Origin of the sequence: Candidatus Manganitrophus noduliformans, from assembly GCF_012184425.1 — a bacterium.
GTDB classification, from domain to species: Bacteria; Nitrospirota; Nitrospiria; order SBBL01; family Manganitrophaceae; genus Manganitrophus; species Manganitrophus noduliformans.
Window position 1 is genome coordinate 81,523 of sequence record NZ_VTOW01000004.1, and the last position, 21,260, is coordinate 102,782.

Annotated in this window: 22 protein-coding genes; all 22 read left to right on the top strand. The window is 56.4% G+C overall.

Annotated elements, in window-relative coordinates:
• Positions 1-3: 3 nt before the first annotated feature.
• Entirely contained in the window at positions 4-1,611 is a 1,608-nt protein-coding gene (locus MNODULE_RS18705; RefSeq protein ID WP_168062696.1) for an NADH-quinone oxidoreductase subunit M, read from the top strand.
• Positions 1,608-3,059, top strand: a complete 1,452-nt coding sequence (locus MNODULE_RS18710; protein ID WP_168062697.1) for an NADH-quinone oxidoreductase subunit N — start codon at positions 1,608-1,610, stop codon at positions 3,057-3,059. Before MNODULE_RS18705 ends, MNODULE_RS18710 begins: the two co-directional genes overlap by 4 nt.
• Before the next feature lie 130 nt (positions 3,060-3,189).
• Entirely contained in the window at positions 3,190-3,495 is a 306-nt protein-coding gene (locus MNODULE_RS18715; RefSeq protein ID WP_168062698.1) for an AtpZ/AtpI family protein, read from the top strand.
• Positions 3,485-3,868, top strand: coding sequence for a hypothetical protein (locus tag MNODULE_RS18720; protein ID WP_168062699.1), 384 nt, complete (start codon positions 3,485-3,487; stop codon positions 3,866-3,868). Before MNODULE_RS18715 ends, MNODULE_RS18720 begins: the two co-directional genes overlap by 11 nt.
• Positions 3,869-4,696: a F0F1 ATP synthase subunit A gene (gene atpB / locus MNODULE_RS18725; RefSeq protein WP_168062700.1), complete on the top strand. Its 828-nt coding sequence runs from the start codon at positions 3,869-3,871 to the stop codon at positions 4,694-4,696.
• A 61-nt stretch (positions 4,697-4,757) separates the two neighbouring features.
• On the top strand, positions 4,758-4,991 hold the full coding sequence (gene atpE, locus MNODULE_RS18730) for an ATP synthase F0 subunit C (RefSeq protein ID WP_168062701.1): 234 nt from the start codon (positions 4,758-4,760) through the stop codon (positions 4,989-4,991).
• Between the two features lie 98 nt (positions 4,992-5,089).
• On the top strand, positions 5,090-5,575 hold the full coding sequence (gene atpF / locus MNODULE_RS18735; protein ID WP_168062702.1) for a F0F1 ATP synthase subunit B: 486 nt from the start codon (positions 5,090-5,092) through the stop codon (positions 5,573-5,575).
• Positions 5,576-6,124: an ATP synthase F1 subunit delta gene (gene atpH / locus MNODULE_RS18740; protein ID WP_168062703.1), complete on the top strand. Its 549-nt coding sequence runs from the start codon at positions 5,576-5,578 to the stop codon at positions 6,122-6,124.
• A 273-nt stretch (positions 6,125-6,397) separates the two neighbouring features.
• Entirely contained in the window at positions 6,398-7,075 is a 678-nt protein-coding gene (locus MNODULE_RS18745) for a response regulator transcription factor (RefSeq protein ID WP_168062704.1), read from the top strand.
• Positions 7,076-7,292: 217 nt separating this feature from the next.
• On the top strand, positions 7,293-8,813 hold the full coding sequence (gene atpA / locus MNODULE_RS18750; RefSeq protein WP_168062705.1) for a F0F1 ATP synthase subunit alpha: 1,521 nt from the start codon (positions 7,293-7,295) through the stop codon (positions 8,811-8,813).
• A 2-nt stretch (positions 8,814-8,815) separates the two neighbouring features.
• Positions 8,816-9,673 (top strand): ATP synthase F1 subunit gamma, encoded by an 858-nt coding sequence (gene atpG / locus MNODULE_RS18755; protein WP_168062706.1) that lies wholly within the window; start codon positions 8,816-8,818, stop codon positions 9,671-9,673.
• Positions 9,674-9,773: 100 nt separating this feature from the next.
• Entirely contained in the window at positions 9,774-11,186 is a 1,413-nt protein-coding gene (atpD, locus tag MNODULE_RS18760) for a F0F1 ATP synthase subunit beta (protein WP_168062707.1), read from the top strand.
• 42 nt (positions 11,187-11,228) lie between these two features.
• Positions 11,229-11,633 (top strand): four helix bundle protein, encoded by a 405-nt coding sequence (locus tag MNODULE_RS18765; RefSeq protein WP_168062708.1) that lies wholly within the window; start codon positions 11,229-11,231, stop codon positions 11,631-11,633.
• A gap of 4 nt (positions 11,634-11,637) precedes the next feature.
• Entirely contained in the window at positions 11,638-11,922 is a 285-nt protein-coding gene (locus MNODULE_RS18770) for a FoF1 ATP synthase subunit delta/epsilon (protein WP_168062709.1), read from the top strand.
• A gap of 235 nt (positions 11,923-12,157) precedes the next feature.
• Positions 12,158-13,522, top strand: a complete 1,365-nt coding sequence (locus tag MNODULE_RS18775) for a hypothetical protein (RefSeq protein ID WP_168062710.1) — start codon at positions 12,158-12,160, stop codon at positions 13,520-13,522.
• A 162-nt stretch (positions 13,523-13,684) separates the two neighbouring features.
• Positions 13,685-15,490, top strand: coding sequence for an excinuclease ABC subunit UvrC (gene uvrC / locus MNODULE_RS18780; RefSeq protein ID WP_168062711.1), 1,806 nt, complete (start codon positions 13,685-13,687; stop codon positions 15,488-15,490).
• A gap of 82 nt (positions 15,491-15,572) precedes the next feature.
• Positions 15,573-16,325, top strand: a complete 753-nt coding sequence (locus MNODULE_RS18785) for a YebC/PmpR family DNA-binding transcriptional regulator (RefSeq protein ID WP_168062712.1) — start codon at positions 15,573-15,575, stop codon at positions 16,323-16,325.
• A gap of 11 nt (positions 16,326-16,336) precedes the next feature.
• The gene (gene ruvC / locus MNODULE_RS18790) at positions 16,337-16,864 is read left to right on the top strand and encodes a crossover junction endodeoxyribonuclease RuvC (RefSeq protein ID WP_168062713.1); all 528 of its coding nucleotides are present in this window, start codon (positions 16,337-16,339) and stop codon (positions 16,862-16,864) included.
• Positions 16,865-16,877: 13 nt separating this feature from the next.
• The gene (gene ruvA / locus MNODULE_RS18795; RefSeq protein WP_168062714.1) at positions 16,878-17,489 is read left to right on the top strand and encodes a Holliday junction branch migration protein RuvA; all 612 of its coding nucleotides are present in this window, start codon (positions 16,878-16,880) and stop codon (positions 17,487-17,489) included.
• A 13-nt stretch (positions 17,490-17,502) separates the two neighbouring features.
• The gene (gene ruvB, locus MNODULE_RS18800; protein ID WP_422666764.1) at positions 17,503-18,519 is read left to right on the top strand and encodes a Holliday junction branch migration DNA helicase RuvB; all 1,017 of its coding nucleotides are present in this window, start codon (positions 17,503-17,505) and stop codon (positions 18,517-18,519) included.
• A gap of 15 nt (positions 18,520-18,534) precedes the next feature.
• Positions 18,535-19,044, top strand: a complete 510-nt coding sequence (locus MNODULE_RS18805; protein WP_168062716.1) for a MogA/MoaB family molybdenum cofactor biosynthesis protein — start codon at positions 18,535-18,537, stop codon at positions 19,042-19,044.
• A gap of 100 nt (positions 19,045-19,144) precedes the next feature.
• Positions 19,145-21,112, top strand: coding sequence for a hybrid sensor histidine kinase/response regulator (locus tag MNODULE_RS18810; RefSeq protein ID WP_168062717.1), 1,968 nt, complete (start codon positions 19,145-19,147; stop codon positions 21,110-21,112).
• The last annotated feature ends 148 nt before the right edge of the window (positions 21,113-21,260 follow it).

The following is a 21,260-nucleotide window of genomic DNA, read 5'->3' on the forward strand; positions in this document are numbered from 1 at the left end:
TTCATGAACAGTTTCGGTTTTCCCATCTTATCCTTGGTCGCCTATATTCCTCTCATCGGCTGTCTGATCCTATTGTTCTTGAACAAGGATGATCATAAGAAGATCATGTACACCGCCTTCGGTGTCACGATCGTCGATATGCTGGTTTCCTTTCTCCTTTTGTTCGGTTTTGATTCTTCCCGGGCCGAGATGCAGTTCGTCGAGAAGGGGTCGTGGATTCCGACTTTGGGGGTTGAATACCACTTCGGAATCGACGGGATCAGCCTCCTCTTGATTTTGATGTCGACGATCCTCTGCGCCATCGCGGTGGTCAGCTCCTTTACCGCCGTTCACGAGCGGGTCAAGGAATACTACGTCTCGCTCCTCTTTCTCCAGACCGGCATGTTGGGGGTCTTCATGTCGCTCGATCTCTTCCTTTTTTATATCTTTTGGGAGGTCATGCTGGTGCCGATGTATTTCCTCATCGGGATCTGGGGCGGGGGGCGCCGGCTTTATTCGGCGATCAAGTTCTTTCTCTATACCCTTTTCGGCAGCCTCTTCATGCTCCTGGCGATTTTGGCCCTCTATTTCCTGAATCGGAATCCCGAATACGGAACCGGCGAATTTACATTCAATCTGATCGAACTCTCGAAGATGAACCTTCCCCTCTGGCCTTTCCAGTTCTGGCTTTTCCTCGCCTTCTTTCTCGGTTTTGCGGTCAAGGTGCCGATGTTTCCCTTCCATACCTGGCTTCCCGACGCGCACACCGACGCGCCGACGGCGGGGAGCGTTTTGCTGGCGGGGGTCCTCCTGAAAATGGGGACCTACGGCTTCGTCCGCTTCTGCCTTCCCCTCTTTCCGGCGGCGAGCCATTACTTTGTCCCGCTCATCGCGATTCTGTCGCTTGTCGGGATTGTGTATGGAGGGCTGGTGGCGCTGGCGCAAAAGGATATCAAGCGGCTGGTCGCCTATTCATCCGTCAGCCACTTGGGTTTCGTGATGCTGGGGATGTTCGCGCTCAATCCGCAAGGGATCACCGGGAGCGTCCTTCAGATGATCAACCATGGGATTTCGACCGGCGCCCTCTTCCTGATCGTCGGCATGATCTATGAGCGCCGCCACACCCGTCTGATCGCCGATTTCGGCGGGCTCTCTTATCAGATGCCGATCTTCGCCGTATTTTTTGCCATCACGATGTTTTCGTCGATCGGGCTTCCCGGCTTGAACGGTTTTGTCGGGGAGTTCCTCATCTTGGTCGGCGCTTTTCAATACAATAAAATTTATGCCGCCGTGGCCCTGCTCGGAATTATTCTCGGGGCGGCCTACATGCTCTGGCTTTTCCAGAGGATGATGTTCGGCACGATCGACAAAGCGGAGAATAGAAATCTCACCGATATGAACCGGCGCGAAATCGCCTATATGGCGCCGCTGATTCTTTTTATGTTCTGGATCGGGCTCTATCCGAAGCCGTTTATCCGGATCATGGAGCCGGCGATCATCAACATCGTTCAAAAGGTGAATCCGAATTGGGAGAATAAGCCGATGGCGGCGGAAAAGGAAAAAGCGCCGGTCGCCCCCGCGGCGATCGAGCTCCCGGCTGCCGAGACGGTCCATGAGGTAGAGACGCCATGACGACCCCGATGTCCGATCTCGGAATGATCGCGATTCTTCCCGAGTTGGTCCTGGCGCTGCTGGCCTGTCTGGTTTTTGTGATGGTGCCCTTTGTGCCGAAAGAGAAACGGGATCTGCTCGGCTATTTCTCGATCGGCGCGCTGGTCGTCTCCGGTCTCTTGATCATTCCCCTTTGGGGAAAAACCGTCTCGGCCTTCTCGGGGATGATCGCACTCGATTCGTATGCCATCTTTTTCAAGGTCCTCTTTCTGATCATCGCGCTCCTCGTGATCCTTGTCTCAACCCTTTATCTTAAGATCGAGCGGGTTCATCTGGGAGAATATTACGGTTTGGTTCTCTTCGCGACGGTCGGAATGATGTTGATGCCGGCGTCGACCGACCTCCTCTCCTTCTACCTTTCGCTGGAGCTGATGTCGATGTCGTTTTACATTCTCGCCGCCTTTATGCGAAAAGATGCGAAGTCGGTGGAAGCGGGGATGAAATATTTTCTGACCGGCGTCTTCACCTCCGGCCTGATCCTCTATGGAATTGCATTTCTCTACGGCGCCGCGGGAACGACGAACCTGAAGGCGATCCAAGCCTTCCTGTCTCAAGCGAATATCAGCGGGAGCCCGACCCTTATCCTCGGGCTGATCTTGCTCACCGCCGGTTTTGCTTTTAAGATCGCCGCCGTCCCCTTCCACATGTGGGCGCCCGATGTGTACGAAGGGGCCCCGACCACGGTGACCGCTTTTCTTTCGACCGGTTCCAAGGCGGCGACGCTGGCGGCGATGTTGCGCGTTTTTATCTCGGGGCTGTCGTTCAGTTACGGCACTTGGTGGCAGTTTCTTTGGATCATCGCCGTTTTGACGATGACCGTCGGAAACATCGCCGCCCTGGTCCAGACCAATGTGAAACGGCTGCTCGCCTATTCGTCTATTGCGCACGCCGGCTATATTCTGATCGGACTGATCGCCGCTTCAAAGATCGGCATGGCATCGATCCTCATCTATTTGGTCGCCTATATTTTTATGACGATCGGCGCCTTTACGATGATTATTCTTCTCTGCAGATTCAATTCGCGGGGGGATCAGATCAGCGACTTTAAAGGATTGGCCCGGACCCATCCGGCGGTGGCGGCGGCCTTTGTCCTCTTTGCCCTTTCGCTCATCGGGATTCCTCCGACGGCCGGCTTCGTCGGAAAACTCTTTTTATTCAACGCGGCGATTCAGGGCGGGTTTTACTGGCTGGCCGTCATCGGCATTCTCAACAGTACGATCTCTCTTTATTATTATTTCAAGATCGTCATGGTGATGTATATGGAAGAGCCGCAGGGGAGCACCCCTCTCTCTTTCTCTCCGCCGCTGACCGTGGCGCTCGGGGTGACCGCTTTTGCAACGCTCTTTATCGGCCTTTATCCCGAACCGCTCATCCGCGCCGCGCTCCACTCCATCCAAATCTTTTTGTAAGATCCAACAGAAGGCACCGGGTCAGGTTTTTGTAAGGGTTATCGTGTTGAACCCCTTACGACCTCCTCCATTCTTGACGGCCCCCCACTTCGATCTAAGATTCACGGCGGAATCTCTTGACATTCGGTGGATGGATGATCTATATTTCCAAGAATTTGTCTGCTGCATGCGGGTGTCGCCGACCCGCTCCATTATAATGAACGGTCCGGATCCGAAATATGAGGGATGGCGGCAGGTGGCGCTGCTGACCAGCATTCCCGTCGTTCTGTTGGCCGGACCGGCGGTCGGTTACTTCATCGGCAGTTTTTTAGATCGGCTGTTCGGCACCTCTCCTTGGCTGATGGCTTTTTTTACGACGATGGGAGCGATCTCCGGGGTGAGGCAAACGATTTCGGTGATCAAGCGGGCGACGGAGAAAGGGCAGCGTGACACCTGACTTTATCGATCGGACAATCCGGGTCTCGTGGGTGATTGGAGCGGTTCTGTTTGTATTCCTCGCCCCCTCTGTTCCGATGTCGGTGACATGGGGCGTGTCGATCGGTCTGTTTCTGAGCGGGTTGAACCTCCGGATTCTGCAGAGGCTCTTTGGCTCCCTTTTTCAGGGATCCTCGAAAGCGAAGATGCTCTCTTATTTGGGGATGAAGTTCCCGCTTTTTTATGGTCTGTTGTTTCTGGTTTTGTATCTTTTTCCTCTATCTCTTGGAGCCTTCTTTCTGGGATTCGTCTTGCCGTTTATCGTGATTGTTTTAAAAGCGGTCGGCCAGGTTTCCCTCGAAAGGTCTTCATCTATCATGCATACGGAGCGATAATTGACTGGAGAGGTTGCATTCAATTTAATGGCGGCCGCGGGAGGATTGGCCGCGTTAGAGCCGCCGAATATCATTACCCTGCTTAACCATTATGCCCCCCCTTCCAAAGTGATCGAATTTCTCCATCACTTCGAGAATCCCATTTTTTCCGGGATCGCGATCTTTCTGTTGGTTTTCGTCGCCAGACAGGCGACCCGCCGACCCCAATTGGTCCCGGGAAAGCTCCAAAATCTGGTCGAAATGGCGGTCGAGGCGCTCGATAATTTCGTCACCGGCGTCATCGGACCTCGCGGCAGACGATTCACCCCTTTTATCGGCACCCTTTTTCTCTACATCCTGACCATGAATATCATGGGACTGGTTCCGGGGATGAAGGCCCCGACCTCCAGCTTCAATACGACGGTGGCATTGGCGCTGACCGTTTTTCTCTACGTTCAATTCACCGGCATCCGCACCAACGGGATCCTCGGCTACCTGGATCATTTGGCCGGAAGCCCCCGCCCGAAAGGGGTCGCCGGTTTCCTCATTGCGCTCGTTTCCGTCCCGTTTAATGTAACCCTTCATGTGATTGAAGAATTGGCCAAACCGTTGAGTCTTTCCGTCCGGCTTTTCGGCAATATTTTCGGAGAAGACGTCCTGATCGGCCAGATGCTGATCTTGGGGATCGCCGCTCTTAGCTTTATCAACAGTCCCGTCGGCCTCCCGCTTCAATTTCCCTTTTATCTGTTGGCCCTTTTGCTCGGCTCCATCCAGGCGCTCGTTTTCTCGTTGCTTTCGACCATCTACATTTTCTTGATGCTTCCTCACGAAGAAGAAGGACATCACTGAGCCGCGGGGGAAGGTCCCCCGCTTTATAAACGATAGATAATCATATAAAAGGAGAGAGACAATGACACCAGCAATTGCGTTAGCGTTTGCACTTCCTCTAGGCGTCGCGTTGGCTGCGATCGGATCGGCCTATGGACTGGGCCGGGCGGTGAGCGCCGCCATGGAAGCGATCGGCCGCCAGCCGGAAGCGGCGCCGAGGATTCAGTTGGCGATGGTCATCGGGGCGGCGTTTATTGAAGCCTTGACCATTTACGCCTTGTTGACGGTTTTCATCCTTCAAGGAAGAATCGGATGAGAAGGGGCTGCCGGGCGCCTGTCGGCAGAAAGCGCATGAAGATCGCCGCCGGCCGGCAGACCCGATGCGACGTCTGATGTTTTTTGAGGGGGAATGAAGTGGGAATTGATATTCAACAGGTCTTGACCCAGATCGTCGGTTTTCTTCTTCTCCTCTGGTTATTGCGGAAATTCGCATGGGGGCCGTTGCTCGGCGTTTTGGATGAGCGGCGAACACGAATCGCCTCCGAGCTCGAAGAGATCCGAAAGGGGAAAGAGTCCTTGGCCCAGATGAAAACCGAGTATGATACGAAGCTCTCGGAGATCGAAAACCAGGCGCGCTTGAGGATTCAAGAGGCGGTGGTGGAGGGGCAGCGGATGGCGAGAGAGATCGCCGAAGGGGCTCGAGAAGAGGCGCACCAGATTCTGGAAAAGGCAAAAGAAGATATCCAACGTGAAATGGCGAAGGCGAAGGCCCAGCTTCGAGATGAGATCGCCACCATTGCGGTCTCCGCCGCCGGGAAAATCGTCCGTCAGGAAATGAACAAGCAGAAGGACAAAGAGCTGGTCTTGCAGTACATCGACGAATTGAAGGGTTTTAAATAAATGAAAAGCGAGGTCACGGCGGAACGGTATGCGCAAGCCCTGTTGGAGGTCGCGGAGGGGCATGCCCTCGGGGAGTCGATCCTGGAGCAGATCGATCGATTCCGGCAGGCGGCCGCCGGCTATCCGGCGTTGAGCCGCTTTCTTGGGAGCCCTCGCGTTCCTGAGGAGAAGAAAGAAGCGTTGATCGGCCGGATCTTCGAGGGAGAGGCGAAAAAAGTGATGATCCACTTTGTCCGGCTTCTTCTCCGCAAGGGGCGGATCGACTATCTGGAAGATATCCTCGCTCTCTACCCGAAGCTTCACGATGCCAAGCGCGGGGTGTTGAAGGGAACGCTTACGACGGTTCACCCGCTCGACCCGGAAGTGCTCGCCCGGTTAAAATCAAAACTCGAAGCCGAAGTCGGCCGCACATTAGAGTTGACCTACTTGGAGAACCCGGAGATTCTCGGCGGATTTGTCTTCTCGACCGGAACCACCCTCATCGATGCCAGCGTTCAACGACAATTGGACGAGTTGGGAGAGAGGTTAAGAGCCCTCCCGGTTGCCTAATCATCGGGTGAACAGGTTACCCGACCCGCCTTTCTCACTGACCTTATAAAGACCTTCTTCCGTATCGGGCATCATCCATGAGAGGATTGAATTGCCATCAGGAAGTGTGTATCCTTGCAGGAGGATTTCTTGAAGGCCAAACCTGAGCTGTCCCTCCACTCAACCGGGAAAGTTCCTTGCCGCGGATTCATCGGAGCGTCGGTTTGATTATGACGGAGGCTGTTCGGAGAGAAGGATAGACTCCCTGCTTGCAGGGAGAAGGTGGAGTGATTCATGAGGGGAAAAAAGAAAGTCCTCGTCGTCGACGACAACCGGGACACCGTCCGGATCATCCGGGATGCATTGGAAGGGGCCGGTTTTTCCGTCGCCTCCGCTTATGACGGCAGAGAGGCGCTGGAACGCGTTCGCGAAGAGGCGCCGGACCTGATGATCCTCGATCTCATGATGCCGAAGATGAGCGGTTACGAGGTCTGCAACGAAATTCGAAAAGACCCCAAGACAAAAGAGTTGATCGTGTTGATGCTCACCGCCCGATCGGATATCGACGCCAAGATTCAGGGGATCGAAGGGGGCGCCAACGATTATCTGGTCAAGCCGGTCGAGCCGCGGGAAGTCGTCTCCCGGGTCCGCCGCTTCCTTGCCACCGAAGGGGCCTATCAGGAAAAGGTCCTGCTGGAACGACTTGAGGCGATCGGGCAGATCAGCCTGACGGTCCGGCACGAGATCAACAATCCGTTGGCCGTGATCTGCGGGCAGGCGCAACTGCTTCTTCAACGAAAAGACCTCCCGGAGGAGGTCCGGAGCAAGCTCAAGATCATGTATGAGATGGGCCTTCGGATCAGCGAGATCATCAAACAACTCGACCAGGTTCAAGACAAGACGCGGGAGTACATCCGTGGAGAAAAGATGATCGATATCCGATCTCCCAAGAAACGTTCCGCAGGCGGGTAACCCGTTTCACGTTCCAATCTGCTGCCGGCGAACGAATCTCCTCCTTGCATGTGTTTAATTCCCAGAAATGCTCCCTCAGAATCTTGACAACCCATTTGAAAAAAGTTTATAGTATACAGTCTTTTGCCTTGAGCCGTTCGAATTGCCCCTTATGCGTCGCTCAAGGTCCTTCAATGTAATTCTTTTTTATTTAAATGATGACTAAGGAGAATGTGGCATGGCACTTAAGCCGGAAGAAGTGACCTCCATTATCAAGACCGAGCTGGAGCAGTATGAAAGCGAGCTCCATCTGGAAAGTGTCGGGAGCGTTCTGCAGGTCGGCGATGGAATCGCTCGGGTGTACGGTCTCGACGATGTGATGGCGGGCGAGCTGGTCTCCTTCCCCGGCAACGTGATGGGCATGGTCCTCAACCTCGAAGAGGACAATGTCGGAACGATTCTCTTCGGCGCGACCAATAACATTAAAGAAGGCGACGTCGTCAAGCGGACCGGAAAGATCGCGCAGATCCCCGTCGGCGATGCCATGGTAGGGCGGGTGGTCGATGCCCTCGGCCGTCCGATCGACGGGAAAGGGCCGATCGTCACCGATAAATCCCGGCCTCTCGAAGGCCGCGCGCCGAACGTGGTTCAGCGCCAGTCGGTGCATGAGCCGGTTCAAACCGGATTGAAAGCGGTCGACGCGATGATTCCGATCGGCCGGGGCCAGCGGGAGCTGATCATCGGCGACCGTCAAACCGGAAAAACCGCGATCGCGCTCGACGCCATCATCAATCAAAAAGGAAGCGGCGTCTACTGCGTCTATGTCGCGGTCGGCCAGAAATCGTCGAACGTGGCGGCGGTGGTGAAGACATTGGAGCGATATGGCGCCATGGAATATACGACCGTGGTCTCCGCGACCGCGAACGAAGCGGCCTCGATGCAGTATATCGCTCCGTATGCCGGCTGCACGATCGGCGAAGAGTTCATGTACACCAACCGGCACGCCCTGGTGATCTACGACGATCTCTCGAAGCATGCGGCGGCCTACCGGCAGCTCTCGCTTCTGCTCCGGCGTCCGCCGGGACGCGAAGCCTATCCGGGCGACGTTTTCTATCTCCACTCCCGTCTTCTGGAGCGGGCGGCGAAGCTTCATCAAAGCCTCGGCGCCGGCTCATTGACGGCGCTGCCGATCATCGAAACCCAAGCGGGCGACGTCTCGGCCTACATTCCGACGAACGTCATTTCGATCACCGACGGGCAGATCTATCTGGAGACCGATCTCTTCTATGCCGGCATCCGGCCGGCGATCAACGTCGGTCTCTCGGTCTCCCGCGTCGGCGGAAACGCGCAGACCAAAGCGATGAAAAAGGTCGCCGGACGGTTGCGTTTGGACCTCGCGCAGTATCGGGAATTGGCCGCCTTCGCCCAGTTCGGCTCCGACCTCGACAAGGCGACCCTGGCGCAGCTCCGGCGAGGAGAGCGGATGGTCGAGCTCTTAAAGCAGGACCAGTACCAGCCGTATTCGCTCTCTCATGAGGTGATGTCGATTTATGCCGGAACGTCCGGGCACCTGGACGATATCGAGGTCCTGGAGGTCCGCCGGTTCGAGAAGGCTTATCTGAAAATGATGGATGAGCGTTATCCGGATGTCGGCCTCGAAATCGAAAAGAACAAAGCGCTGACCGACGAGCTGACCCGGAAGATGGACGAAGCGATTACCGCCTTTAAGAAGGAGTGGCGTCCGGTGGAGGCGCGTTAGAGATGCCGGTTCTGACCCTTCGGCAGCTCCGCGAGCGAATTCGCGGCGCCCAGAAGACCAAGCAGATCACGCGGACCATGCAGATGGTCGCCGCTTCCCGCCTCAAGAAGTCCGAGGAGAAATTCCGGCAGGCCAAGCCGTTCGCTCAAAAGATGGAGATGATCCTCTCTCATCTTCAGCAGTTCAGCGAGGAGTTTACCCATCCTTTTTTCGAGAGCAGGGAGGTCAAGTCGATCGGCCTGGTGGTCGTCACGTCGGATCGCGGTCTCTGCGGCGCTTACAACGGCAACGTGATCGCGCGGGCGGAAGAATTTCTTGCCGAGCACAAGGCGCAGAGCGTCAAGTTGATGCTGATTGGAAAGAAGGGGTACGACTATTTCAAAAAACGGGATTGGCCGATCCATCTGAATGCGCTCGATATCGCCGGCAAGGGGGACTTCCAACGAATTTCCGAGATTACCCAGCAGATTATCCAGGCCTACCTCTCGGGTGAAGTCGACGCGGTCTATCTGATTTTTACGAGCTATATTTCGGCCCTGTCGGTCAAACCGATCTGCGTGAAGTTCCTCAACCTTCAGCAGGAAGGGGAGGTCAAGCCGATCCAGACGATTTTGGAGCCGAGTCTTCCTGAAATCCTCGATCAGTTCCTGCCGCAGTTTGTGACCTCCAAGATGTATATCTCTCTGATGGAAGCGTTCACGGCGGAGAACTCGGCGCGGATGATTGCGATGAAGACGGCGACCGATAATGCCAAGGAGATGATCGAGCGACTCACCCTCCAGCGCAACAAAGCGCGGCAGGCGGCGATTACGAAAGAGATTTTGGAAATTGTCACGGCGGGTGAGGCGCTGAAAGCCTAAAATCTGGGGCTGGGGGCCAGGGGTCAGGGGTCGGTAAGAAGATGTTTGTTCGCCGATCCCCGGCCCCCGACCCCCGGCCCCCTGAAGAATGGAGATAAAGATGGCAACAGCAACAACGACAGGGCATATTGTTCAGGTGATCGGTCCGACCGTCGATATCCGGTTTCCGGCCGAACAGCTTCCTCCCATCCTCAATGCGGTGAAGATCGAAGATGCCAAGTTGGGCATTAACCTGATTGTGGAGATTGCCCAGCACATCGGAAACGATATCGTCCGATGCATCGCGATGGGGTCGACCGACGGGCTGGTGCGCGGCATGGAGGCCAAAGATACCGGCGCGCCGATCTCCGTCCCCGTGGGTGAACAGTCGCTCGGGCGAATCTTCAACGTCCTGGGAGAGCCGATCGACGGCAAGGGAGGCATTGCCAAGCCCGATCAGCGTTGGCCGATCCATCGGCCGAGCCCTTCTTTCGAAGAGCAGGTGCCGGTCGCTTCGATTCTGGAAACCGGAATCAAGGTGGTCGATCTTCTCGCCCCTTACGCGAAGGGGGGAAAGGTCGGCCTATTCGGCGGCGCCGGGGTGGGAAAGACCGTCATCATCATGGAGTTGATCCGGAACATCGCGACCGAGCACGGCGGCTACTCCGTCTTCGCCGGCGTGGGGGAGCGGACCCGCGAGGGGAACGAGCTCTACATGGAGATGAGCGGATCGGGGGTGCTCGATAAAACCGTCCTCGTCTTCGGCCAGATGAACGAGCCGCCCGGCTCCCGGTTGCGGATCGGTCTTTCGGCATTGACGATGGCCGAATATTTCCGCGATGAAAAGGGGCAGGATGTGCTTCTCTTCGTCGATAACATCTTCCGGTTCGTTCAGGCCGGCTCCGAGGTGTCGGCGTTGTTGGGAAGAATGCCCTCCGCGGTGGGATACCAGCCGAGTCTCGGGACCGAGATGGGCGAGCTCCAGGAGCGGATCACCTCGACGACCAAGGGGTCGATCACATCGGTTCAGGCCATTTACGTTCCGGCGGACGACATCACCGATCCCGCGCCGGCGACGACCTTCTCCCATCTCGATGCGACGACGGTGCTTTCCCGGCAGATCGCGGAGTTGGGGATCTACCCGGCGGTCGATCCGCTCGATTCGACCTCTCGCCTCATGGATCCGCGAATCATCGGCGACCAGCACTATCAAACCGCCCGCGCGGTTCAGCGGACACTGCAGCGGTATAAAGATCTCCAGGACATCATCGCCATCTTGGGGATGGACGAGTTGTCCGAAGAAGATCGGGTGACGGTGCAGCGCGCCCGGAAGATCCAGCGGTTCCTCTCCCAGCCGTTCTTCGTGGCGGAGACCTTCACCGGAATCCCGGGGAAATATGTGAAGCTGGCCGATTCGATCAAGAGCTTCCAGATGATCGTCGATGGAAAATACGACTCCCTTCCCGAGCAGGCGTTTTACATGGTCGGAACCATCGAAGAGGCGCAGGAAAAGGCGGAAAAACTCAGGAAGTAAACCAGGGGCCGGGGGCCAGGTGTCGGGGGCCGGAGAGAACAGATGCCGGTCAACAGATCGGTCAATAGTTTTCGAGATCTCCGAGTTTGTCAGCTCGGAATCAATCTTGTGGAGCAGGTTTATCTGCTGACGGCACGTTTTCCTAAAGAAGAAATATACGGTTTGACGAGTCAGATTCAACGGGCTGCTGTCTCGGTCCCCTCGAATATTGCAGAGGGACATACCCGCGAGCACAGGAAAGAATATCTACAGCATCTCTCTATTGCTCAAGCTTCTTTGGCCGAATTGGAAACCCAATTGGAAATTTCGGCGCGTCTTAAATATCTTACATCGGATGAATTCAATCAGATTACAGAAAATATCAAATCATTGGGCAGACAACTTTACGCACTACGAAATGCTTTAGGAGATAAACCGGCCCCTGGCCCCCGGCCCCCGGCCCCTTAAAATTATGGCTGAAAAAACATTTCATCTCACCGTGATTACACCGGACCGGGTCTTTTTCGACGGCCCGGTACGATCGATCGTGGCCCCCGGAGGCGACGGAAGCCTCGGGGTCTTGGTCGATCATGCCCCGCTCATCACCACCCTCCAGACAGGCCGGCTTTCGATGACATCGTCCGAAGGAAAAGTGCAGTCCTTCCTCATCGGTCCCGGCTTCCTCGATATCCTCAAAAACGAGGTCGTTCTCCTGACCGAATCCGCCAAGGCGGACCATCCGACAAATTTGTCTTAAAAAAACCTTGACAACCGAATGACGTAAGTGATATAGTCGGGCCGGTTTTTTTAAATCTATTGCCAGTATATTTCCGCCTAAGTATATTCAAACTACTCATCAAATCTGATTGAAAGGGGGTGACGGGGTTACCAAGGCATCACTCTATTTGCTTGTTCGTTAATATCTCTACATCTCTGTTCGGTTGTGAATCTGTTTAGTTCTACTCTGGTTAATTCGGAAAAGGAGGTTACGAATGAAGAAGTTATGGGTCATGGCCTTAGGAACTGCGTTTCTTCTACAGACCGCGGCACTCTATGCAGCGGATGTCAAATTCGAAGGAGATTTCCGCGTCCGCGGGATTTATGCCGACGACCTTGACGCCAACGAGGATGTCAACGATCAACAGGCATTTGCCGACGGACGTTTTAGATTGAGAACCACCGCGACCGCGGGAATTACCTCCGGGGTTGTGGTCCTTGATTTCACCAGTTCTTTCAGCGATCCAAGACAAACGGGAGCCGGCGGGGCAGTCGACTGTTCAGCCACCGGTTGCACGACCGGAAACTATCGCTTCGGCTCGGCCAACTTCGGCGGAAGCTACAACATCGTCGGTGTCCGGGAAGCCTACCTCAAACTCGATCTCAACATGGTCAAGCTCGCCTTCGGCCGTAAGCCATTCCGACTTGGCCACAGCCTCATCTTGGATGATACGATGGATGCGATCGTCGGAAAATTCATGGTCGGCGGGTTCGAAGTAATGTTGGCGAATGGAAAATTGCTCGATACCAATTCGACGGTTGCCCCTGGAGGTGGATTAACGGGTAGCGATACCGATCTTTACATTGCGAAGACCGGCTTCAATCATGGCGATATGCACAATATCGGCCTCTTCGCGACCTATCTCAAAGATCGCGGACCTGCTTTCTTGCCTGCAGCTGCGGCACCTGATAAAACCGAGCTTTGGGTTTTGGGTGTGACGGCCGATGGAAAGTTCGGTGCGATCAACCTGGGCGCGGAAGTTGACTTCCTGACCGGGAGCCAGGATGTGACTACGGGAGATTCTGTCGATCTGGCCGGTTTGAATGTTTTGATCGGATTAGGGTTCGATGTGGGTGCTGTTGATGTCGGCGTTGCCGCTCTTTACACCACTGGGGACGATGGGACCGATGCCGGCGAGAGAAATGTCAACGGCATCTCAGGGAATTTTGTTCTCGGAAACATCTTAATTAATGATAACATTCTCAGCGACCGAGAAGGACAGTGCGCCAGCGTCGGTGGGGCCCGGATCGGTTCCGGTGGCTCTTCCTGTTTCGCCGGATTGGGTGTTACCGGAATTAAGGTCTCTGCCGGTCTTGAAGGGGTTCCTTTCGGCAAAACCTGCCATACCGAATTGGCCGCCATCTGGGCACAGACCACCGAGGATCCGATTGGACCGGGTGGGGCGGGTGACAGCGACCTTGGGATCGAGATCGACCTGAACCACAAACACAAGCTGGATGACAATGTCGCCGTTGCAGTGAACCTGGGCTATCTTCTCTCCGGAGATGCCTGGCAGACCCTCACCGGCGGTGATGACAACCAGCTCAAAGGGATCATTGCCCTCAACTACATGTTCTAACTTTCCTTAAGTTACACCGAATGAAAAGCCCTCCGGTTCTCAGCCGGAGGGCTTTTTTATTGCTCGTTCAGGAAACAGGGCGCTATTCCTTGCCGCGGAAGTTTGATAAAATGAGGCCTGGATCGGCGGCATCTTCAGCCTGGAATAAAGAAGAAAGAACAGATGGAACTAAAGCAAAAAATCGAATCGCTTCCCCATACCCCGGGCGTTTACCTTATGAAGGGAAAAAAGGGGGAGGTCCTCTACGTCGGCAAGGCGAAAGAGCTGGCGAGCCGTGTGCGGAGCTATTTTCGTCCCAATGCCGATGTGACCCCGAAGATCCGATCGATGGTCTCGCAGGTGGCCGACCTGGAATATATCGTCACCGTCAGTAACCTCGAGGCGCTGATTCTGGAGAGCAACCTCATCAAGAAACATCGCCCGAAGTACAATGTCGTTCTGCGGGACGATAAAAATTACCCCCTCCTTCGCCTCTCGATGAAGGACGATTACCCGCGGCTTGAGATCGTCCGCCGGGTGAAGCGGGACGGCGCGCTTTACTTCGGCCCGTATGTCCCGACCGGAGGGCTTTATGAAATGCTCCGGCTGCTGAGGAAGATCTTCCCCCTTCCGAACTGCACGATCGACATCGACGGTAACGCCGAGCGGGCCTGCATCGAATTCGAGATTAAAAGATGCCTGGCCCCCTGCACCGGAAATCAATCGAAGGAAGATTACCGCCAGATGATCCAGCAGGTCCGCCTCTTCCTCGAAGGAAAGGACAAGGTCCTCCTCACGGCGATGCGGGCGCTGATGGAGAAGAAGGCGGGCGAGCTCAACTTTGAGGCGGCGGCCCGGCTTCGCGATCAGATCGCCAAGATCGAGCGGGCGTTGGAGCAGCAACGGGTCACCTCCACGCAGATCGAGGATCACGACGTAATCGCCTTGGCGCGGGAAGGGGAGGCGGCCGACCTTCAGATCCTTTTCATCCGGGGCGGGATGATGGTCGGTCGAAAAGACTTCTTCTTCGAAAATGTCGGGGAAACGCTCGATGAGGAGCTCTGCGCCACCTTCATTCAGCAGTTCTACAATAAGGAAGGGCTGATTCCGAGGGAGATCTTTCTTCCGATTCCGCTGACGGAAGCCTCCGTTCTGGAAGAGTGGCTCTCGGAGCGGCGCGGCGGGCCGGTTCATCTTGTTTTCCCCTCGCGCGGGAGAAGGGCCCATCTGCTCGATTTGGCCCTGGAGAATGCGCGCGCCTCCCTGACGAACCACGTTCAGATTCGCGAGGGGGGAGAGGCGACGCTGGAGAAACTGAAAGATCTCTTGCAACTCTCCCGTCTTCCCCGCCGGATCGAGGGATACGACATCTCCAATATCATGGGGACCAGCGCGGTCGGTTCGATGGTGGTTTTCGAAGAGGCCAAGGCGAAGAAATCGGATTACCGCCACTTCCGGATCAAAACGATCGAGGGGGCGAACGACTTCGGGATGATGGCGGAGGTTCTGACGCGGAGATTAAATTTGTTGAAAGAGAAGGGGGAGGCGCCTCCAGACCTCTTCCTGATCGACGGCGGGAAGGGTCAGATCTCGGCGGTGCGGGAGGTGATGGAGAAATTCGATCTCGGATCGGTCGATCTGATCGGGTTGGCGAAGGAGAGGGAAGATCGATGGGAGCGGGTCTATCTGCCCGATCTTTCAGATCCGATCGCGCTTCCGGTCGGCTCCCCGGCAACCCATCTGCTTCAGCAGATCCGCGATGAAGCGCACCGCTTTGCGGTCTCCTATCATCGGAAGATTCGGGACAAGAAGATGTTGGAGTCGCCGCTGCAGGAAATCGAGGGGATCGGGAAGACCCGGCGGCTGGCGCTGCTGAAGCATTTTGGAAGTGTCTCAAAGATTCGCGAGGCCAGTCTGGAGGAGCTCGAAGCGGCCCCCTCCATGAACAAGGCGGTCGCCCGAAAAGTGTTTGAGTCGCTTCATTCCTAATTGCCCTTCCACATTGACACTTTGCGTTCAATTATGCTAAAAATACGCAGATTATTTAAATGTCTATACAATTGGAGAAGCCATGTCCGGACATTCTAAATGGGCGACGACCAAACATAAAAAGGCGGCGGCCGACTCGAAGCGGGGGAAAATTTTCACCAAGATTATCCGCGAGATCACCGTTGCGGCGAAGATGGGTGGGGGTGACCCCGAAGGGAATCCCCGTCTTCGAACGGCGATCCTGAAGGCCAAAGAAAACAACATGCCGGCCGATAACATCAAGAAGGCGGTTCAAAAGGGGACCGGCGAGCTTCCAGGTGTCACGTATGAGGAGATGACTTACGAGGGTTACGGGCCGGGCGGGGTGGCGATCATCATCCAGATCATGTCGGACAACAAGAACCGGACCGTTTCCGAAATCCGCCACCTCCTCTCCAAGAGCGGCGGCAACATGGGAGAGTCGGGCTCCGTCGCCTGGATGTTTCAGAAGAAGGGGTATCTGTCGATCGAGAAGCAGAAGGCCGACGAGGAGAAGTTGATGTCGGTGGCGCTCGATGCGGGGGCGGAAGATATCCGCTCGGACGATCCGACCCTTTTTGAAGTGATCACCGCCCCGGCCGATTTCGAAAAAGTCAAAAAGGCGATGACCGACGCCGGTCTTGCCCCGTCTTATGCCGAGGTGACCTTTCTCCCGCAGACCTATATCCGGCTCGATGGGAAAGAGGCGGAGCAGATGCTCCGGTTGATGGAAGCGCTCGAAGATCACGACGATGTTCAGAACGTCTACGCGAACTTCGATATCCCCGATGAGGTGATGGCGAAGGTGGCCGGGTAATTTAACCCAATATGCCGATTTTAGGAATCGATCCGGGAATGGGTGTCACAGGGTATGCGATCCTGGAAGAAGCCCCCGCAGGCCGTCTGATCTTGAAAGGATCGGGCGAGGTCCGGACGATTTCAAAACACCCCTTTCCGAAACGACTCAAACATCTCTTCGACGACCTCCTGCAGGTGATTCAGAAAGAGCTTCCGACCGCCGTCGCCATCGAAGATACCTTTCTCGCCAAAAATTTCAAGTCGGCCCTCAAGCTCGGACAGGCCCGCGGGGCGGCGCTGCTGGCGGCCGAGTTCCATCAGATCCCGGTCTTTGAATACACGCCGACGGCGGTGAAGATGGCGGTGGTCGGTTATGGGGGAGCGACCAAGGATCAAATCCAGCAGATGGTCGGCCGGCTGCTCCAACTTCCGAGCCTCCTGACCTCGGAGCATGCCGCCGATGCCGCCGCGGTTGCGATTTGCCACATCCACTCCGCCCAATTTCAAGCGAAGGTCGGAGCGGCCGAGAAGAGATCGGACGAATTCACGCGATATTAAATGCGGTTGAAAGATGATTGCATTCCTCACCGGAACGATCCTTGAGAAAACCCCCAGCACTCTGATCGTGGAGGTGCATGGGATCGGATACCAGATCTTTATCCCGCTGAATACTTTTTATCGACTCCCCGAGGTGAAGGAGAGTGTCTCGCTTCACGTCCACACGCATGTTCGGGAAGATGCCCTTCAACTCTACGGGTTTCTCTCGCCGCTCGAAAAGGAACTCTTTCTGCTTCTTTTGGGGATCTCCGGCGTCGGACCGAAGGTGGCCCTGGGAATCCTCTCCGGGATGGAGTTGACCGAATTGGTTCAGGCCTTGCGGGACGGAAACGTCGACCGGCTCCGGGCCATCCCGGGGGTCGGGCCGAAGACGGCCGGGCGGCTGGTCCTGGAGTTGAGAGAGAAGGTCAACGCCCTGAGTCTGGCGGGCCTTCAAACCCCGGTCTCGGCCGGTTCGGAATTGGATAAAACCAAAGAGGACGCCCTCTCGGCATTGGTCAACTTGGGTTATCATCGAACCGAAGCGAAGCGGACCGTCGATAAAATCGCCGAAGAAACTGGCGATTCCGAGTCGGTGGAGGGGCTGATCAAAAAAGCGCTGAAGAAATTGGCAAAGGTGGGTTAGCGGGCCGGTCATGATGGATCGTATTTTATCGACGCAATTGAATGACGAAGAAAAGCGGATGGAGGCGAGCCTTCGACCCGCCTCGCTCGACGAATATGTCGGCCAGACGCGGATCAAGGAGAATCTCCGGATCTATATCGAGGCGGCGAAGAAGCGGGGCGATGTCCTCGACCATGTCATCTTCTACGGCCCTCCCGGTCTCGGCAAGACGACCCTGGCCAACATTATCGCGCGGGAATTGGGGGTCAATCTCAAGGCGACCTCCGGCCCGGCGGTGGAGCACCCCGGCGACCTGGCGGCGATCCTCAGCAACCTCTCCGAGGGGGATGTTTTCTTCATCGATGAAATCCACCGGCTCCACCCGGCGGTGGAAGAGGTCTTGTATCCCGCCATGGAGGATTTTCAGCTCGACCTGATCATCGGCCAGGGCCCCTCGGCCCGGACGCTGAAATTCAATCTGCCGAGATTTACGCTCATCGGCGCCACCACCCGCGCCGGTCTTCTCACCTCGCCGCTGCGCGAGCGATTCGGCGTCATCAGCCGTCTCGAATTCTACCGTCCCGAGGAGCTGGAGCAGATCGTCCTTCGCTCCGCCAAGTTGCTGAACATTGCGATTGAACAGACGGCCGCGTATGAAATTGCCGCCCGGACGCGGGGAACCCCCCGGATTGCCAACCGGATCTTGCGGCGGGTCCGCGATTTTGCCGAGGTGAAATCGGACGGCCGCATTCTCCTGGAGGTCGCCCGTCAGGCGCTGTCGCAGATGGAGATCGACTCCGCCGGATTCGACGCGATGGACCGAAAATATCTTCTCCTCATGATCGAGAAATTCGGCGGCGGGCCGGTCGGCGTCGAAACCTTGGCGACCGCCCTCGGTGAAGAGCGCGAGACGCTCGAAGATGTCTACGAGCCGTTCCTGATCCAAGGGGGATATCTCGACCGGACCGCCCGCGGACGAATGGCGACCGACCTGGCCTATCAACATTTCGGAGTGAAGCGCCCCGAGAACACTCAGCCGAGGCTTTGGTAAATGGAAAGAGGGACGATGTTTACAGTCGGTATTCTGACCATCAGCGACAAGGGCTCGGCCGGAAAACGGGAAGACGCCAGCGGCCTGCTTCTCCACCAACTGGTCGATCAGCTTCCGGGGAAGGTGACGGTTTACCAGGTCATCCCGGATGAGAAGGAGGCGATCCAAAACCAGCTGATCTCCTTTTCCGATCGATGGAAGGTCGATCTGGTCTTGACGACCGGAGGAACCGGCGTTTCTCCCCGCGATGTCACCCCGGAGGCGACGATGCAGGTCCTCGATCGCCTGATTCCCGGCATGGGGGAGATTATGCGCATGGAAGGATATCGAAAGAACCCCAAGGCGATCATCTCCCGCGGCATCGCCGGCGTCCGCAAGCAGACCCTCATCGTGAACCTCCCCGGCAGCCCCCGCGCCGTCCGGGAGAATTTTGAGATCCTCCTCCCGGCCCTCCCTCATGCCATTGAGAAAATGAAAGGGGACGAAGAAGACTGCGGAATCCCTCCGCGCAATGAGAGGGTCTAGTTTTCCAAATTCTCTTCTTTTCCTTCGATGGCTCTTGTAGTATACTCTCAAGGGATCGAGTCTTGCCGGTTTTCCCGGAATCGAGCATCCGAGGTCGCGTTTGGAAGAAGGGATCCTTTTTCGTCTGGCGTTTGATCAAGCCTCCGTCGGCATGGTGGTGCTGGCCATGGATCCGCTCGGTCAGTTTATCCAGGTCAATCCGGCATTCTGCCGGATGACCGGATATTCCCGGGAAGAGCTGTTGGCGCGCGATTTTCAAAGCATTACCGCCCCCCAAGACCTGGAAAAAAACCTCAAAGGGATACGCTCCCTTCTCGAACAGCCGATCCCGTCCCTGCAGATTGAAAAGCGCTACATCCGAAAAGACGGCCGTCCCTTTTGGGTCCGTCTGAATGCCTCTCTGCTTCGGGACGACCGGGCAAGGCCGACCTGCATCGTTGTCGAAGTGGAAGACATCGAAACCCATAAGAAAACGGAAGAGGCGTTGCGGGAGACCGACCAGACGCTCCGTCCGCTGATTCAGGCGTCTCCTCTGGCCATCGTGACCATCGACCTCGCGCTGAATGTGAAGATGTGGAACCCGGCGGCCGAACGCCTCTTCGGATGGCGCACCGAGGAGATCCTCGGCCGCCCCCTTCCGATTATCCCGCGGGAAAAGCAGGAGGAGTTTCAGCTTTACGTCGACCGTTTGGCGGGGGATGGACCGACGTTTGTGAATGCGCCCAAGCGGCGGGTCCGAAAAGACGGCACGGTGATCGACGTTCGGGTTTCGACCGCGCTCCTGCGCGATGCCGACGGCAAGGTCAACGGCATCATGGGAATCTTCACCGATATCACCGAGGAGAAGCGCCTGGAAGCGGAGCTTCGCCACGCTCAAAAGCTGGAGGGGATCGGTCAATTGGCCGGCGGGATCGCCCATGAGTTCAATAACCTCCTGACGGCGATCATCGGCAATATCGAATTGGCGCTGGGGGAGACCGTGTCGGGATCACGTCTGCGCGCCACCCTGTCCCGGGTCGATCAGGCGGCGCAACGGGCGGCGGTGCTCACGCAGCAGCTTTTGACCTTCAGCCGGCGATCGAGGATCGATTTGAAACCGCTCCATCTGCAGGTCGTGGCCGAGGAGGTGGTCTGTCTCCTCGGCCAGACGTTCGATCGGCGCATCCGTCTCCGCGTTGAATCGGCCGAGGGGGTCTGGCCGGTTTTTGCCGATGCAGGTCAGATGAACCAAATCTTGATGAATCTCTGCGTGAACGCGCGGGATGCCCTCCTGGAGCGGTTGGGGGAGACGGAGAACCCAAGAGAGCCGGCCGATTGGGAGCCCCGGATCGTCATCGGGATAGAAAATGCCCCTTGTGATGAAGACTTCTTTCGCGCTCACCCGGAGGTCAAACCGGGGGAGTATGTCTGTCTGTCGGTTTCCGACAACGGCATCGGGATCGACGATGCGATCCGGCACCGGATTTTCGAGCCCTTCTTCACCACGAAAGAGGTGGGGCGCGGCACCGGCCTGGGCTTGGCCGCTGTCTATGGGATTATCCGGCAGCATCTGGGGTGGATCGAGCTGCAGACCGTAAAGAGCGAGGGGACGGTTTTCAAAATCTATCTCCCTGCAGGACAGAATGCGCAGGTCCTCGATCCACAGGCGGGCCGGCCGAAGCGGGTCGCCGGCGGGGATGAAACGATCCTTTTTATCGACGACGAGGTGGCCATCCGACAATTGGCCAAGACGGTTTTGGAGCAGTATGGATACCGTGTCCTCCTGGCGGGAGACGGGGTCGAGGCGGTGGGGATTTTTCAGCGCGAGATTGATCGGGTTCACCTCGTCGTTCTCGATCTGATGATGCCGCGCCGGTCGGGAGAAGAGGTGTTCCGGGAATTGAGGGCCCTCGCCCCCGGCGTGAAGATCCTCATTTCAAGCGGCCACCCTCCGGCCGGCGGCGATTTGTCCGCGCTCGGCGGCCCTGCCGCCGGGTTCATCTCCAAACCTTACCATCCGGACGATCTGGCCCGGAAGGTGAGGGCTCTGCTCGACCGATCGGGCGGAAAAGGACCATCCGCTCACTGATTGAAGCCCGATATTCTGTTTTTCTTTCCCTCCCATCGGTTCAGATCATTTAAAAGATCATCCCTCCCGGGTCCGATTCGAATCTGGGACAACCTACAAAAGCGCTTGAAAAACCGGCTTAAATGGGCTATACTCCTAAAATTTCCCT

What these genes read in the sequence shown, in the direction of transcription:
- MNODULE_RS18705 (WP_168062696.1), top strand. Translation starts at nt 4, where the DNA reads ATGAACAGTTTCGGTTTTCCCATCTTATCCTTGGTCGCCTATATTCCT.
- MNODULE_RS18710 (WP_168062697.1), top strand. Translation starts at nt 1,608, where the DNA reads ATGACGACCCCGATGTCCGATCTCGGAATGATCGCGATTCTTCCCGAG.
- MNODULE_RS18715 (WP_168062698.1), top strand. Translation starts at nt 3,190, where the DNA reads ATGGATGATCTATATTTCCAAGAATTTGTCTGCTGCATGCGGGTGTCG.
- atpE (WP_168062701.1), top strand. Translation starts at nt 4,758, where the DNA reads ATGACACCAGCAATTGCGTTAGCGTTTGCACTTCCTCTAGGCGTCGCG.
- atpH (WP_168062703.1), top strand. Translation starts at nt 5,576, where the DNA reads ATGAAAAGCGAGGTCACGGCGGAACGGTATGCGCAAGCCCTGTTGGAG.
- MNODULE_RS18745 (WP_168062704.1), top strand. Translation starts at nt 6,398, where the DNA reads ATGAGGGGAAAAAAGAAAGTCCTCGTCGTCGACGACAACCGGGACACC.
- atpA (WP_168062705.1), top strand. Translation starts at nt 7,293, where the DNA reads ATGGCACTTAAGCCGGAAGAAGTGACCTCCATTATCAAGACCGAGCTG.
- atpG (WP_168062706.1), top strand. Translation starts at nt 8,816, where the DNA reads ATGCCGGTTCTGACCCTTCGGCAGCTCCGCGAGCGAATTCGCGGCGCC.
- atpD (WP_168062707.1), top strand. Translation starts at nt 9,774, where the DNA reads ATGGCAACAGCAACAACGACAGGGCATATTGTTCAGGTGATCGGTCCG.
- MNODULE_RS18765 (WP_168062708.1), top strand. Translation starts at nt 11,229, where the DNA reads ATGCCGGTCAACAGATCGGTCAATAGTTTTCGAGATCTCCGAGTTTGT.
- MNODULE_RS18770 (WP_168062709.1), top strand. Translation starts at nt 11,638, where the DNA reads ATGGCTGAAAAAACATTTCATCTCACCGTGATTACACCGGACCGGGTC.
- MNODULE_RS18775 (WP_168062710.1), top strand. Translation starts at nt 12,158, where the DNA reads ATGAAGAAGTTATGGGTCATGGCCTTAGGAACTGCGTTTCTTCTACAG.
- uvrC (WP_168062711.1), top strand. Translation starts at nt 13,685, where the DNA reads ATGGAACTAAAGCAAAAAATCGAATCGCTTCCCCATACCCCGGGCGTT.
- MNODULE_RS18785 (WP_168062712.1), top strand. Translation starts at nt 15,573, where the DNA reads ATGTCCGGACATTCTAAATGGGCGACGACCAAACATAAAAAGGCGGCG.
- ruvC (WP_168062713.1), top strand. Translation starts at nt 16,337, where the DNA reads ATGCCGATTTTAGGAATCGATCCGGGAATGGGTGTCACAGGGTATGCG.
- ruvA (WP_168062714.1), top strand. Translation starts at nt 16,878, where the DNA reads ATGATTGCATTCCTCACCGGAACGATCCTTGAGAAAACCCCCAGCACT.
- ruvB (WP_422666764.1), top strand. Translation starts at nt 17,503, where the DNA reads ATGGATCGTATTTTATCGACGCAATTGAATGACGAAGAAAAGCGGATG.
- MNODULE_RS18805 (WP_168062716.1), top strand. Translation starts at nt 18,535, where the DNA reads ATGTTTACAGTCGGTATTCTGACCATCAGCGACAAGGGCTCGGCCGGA.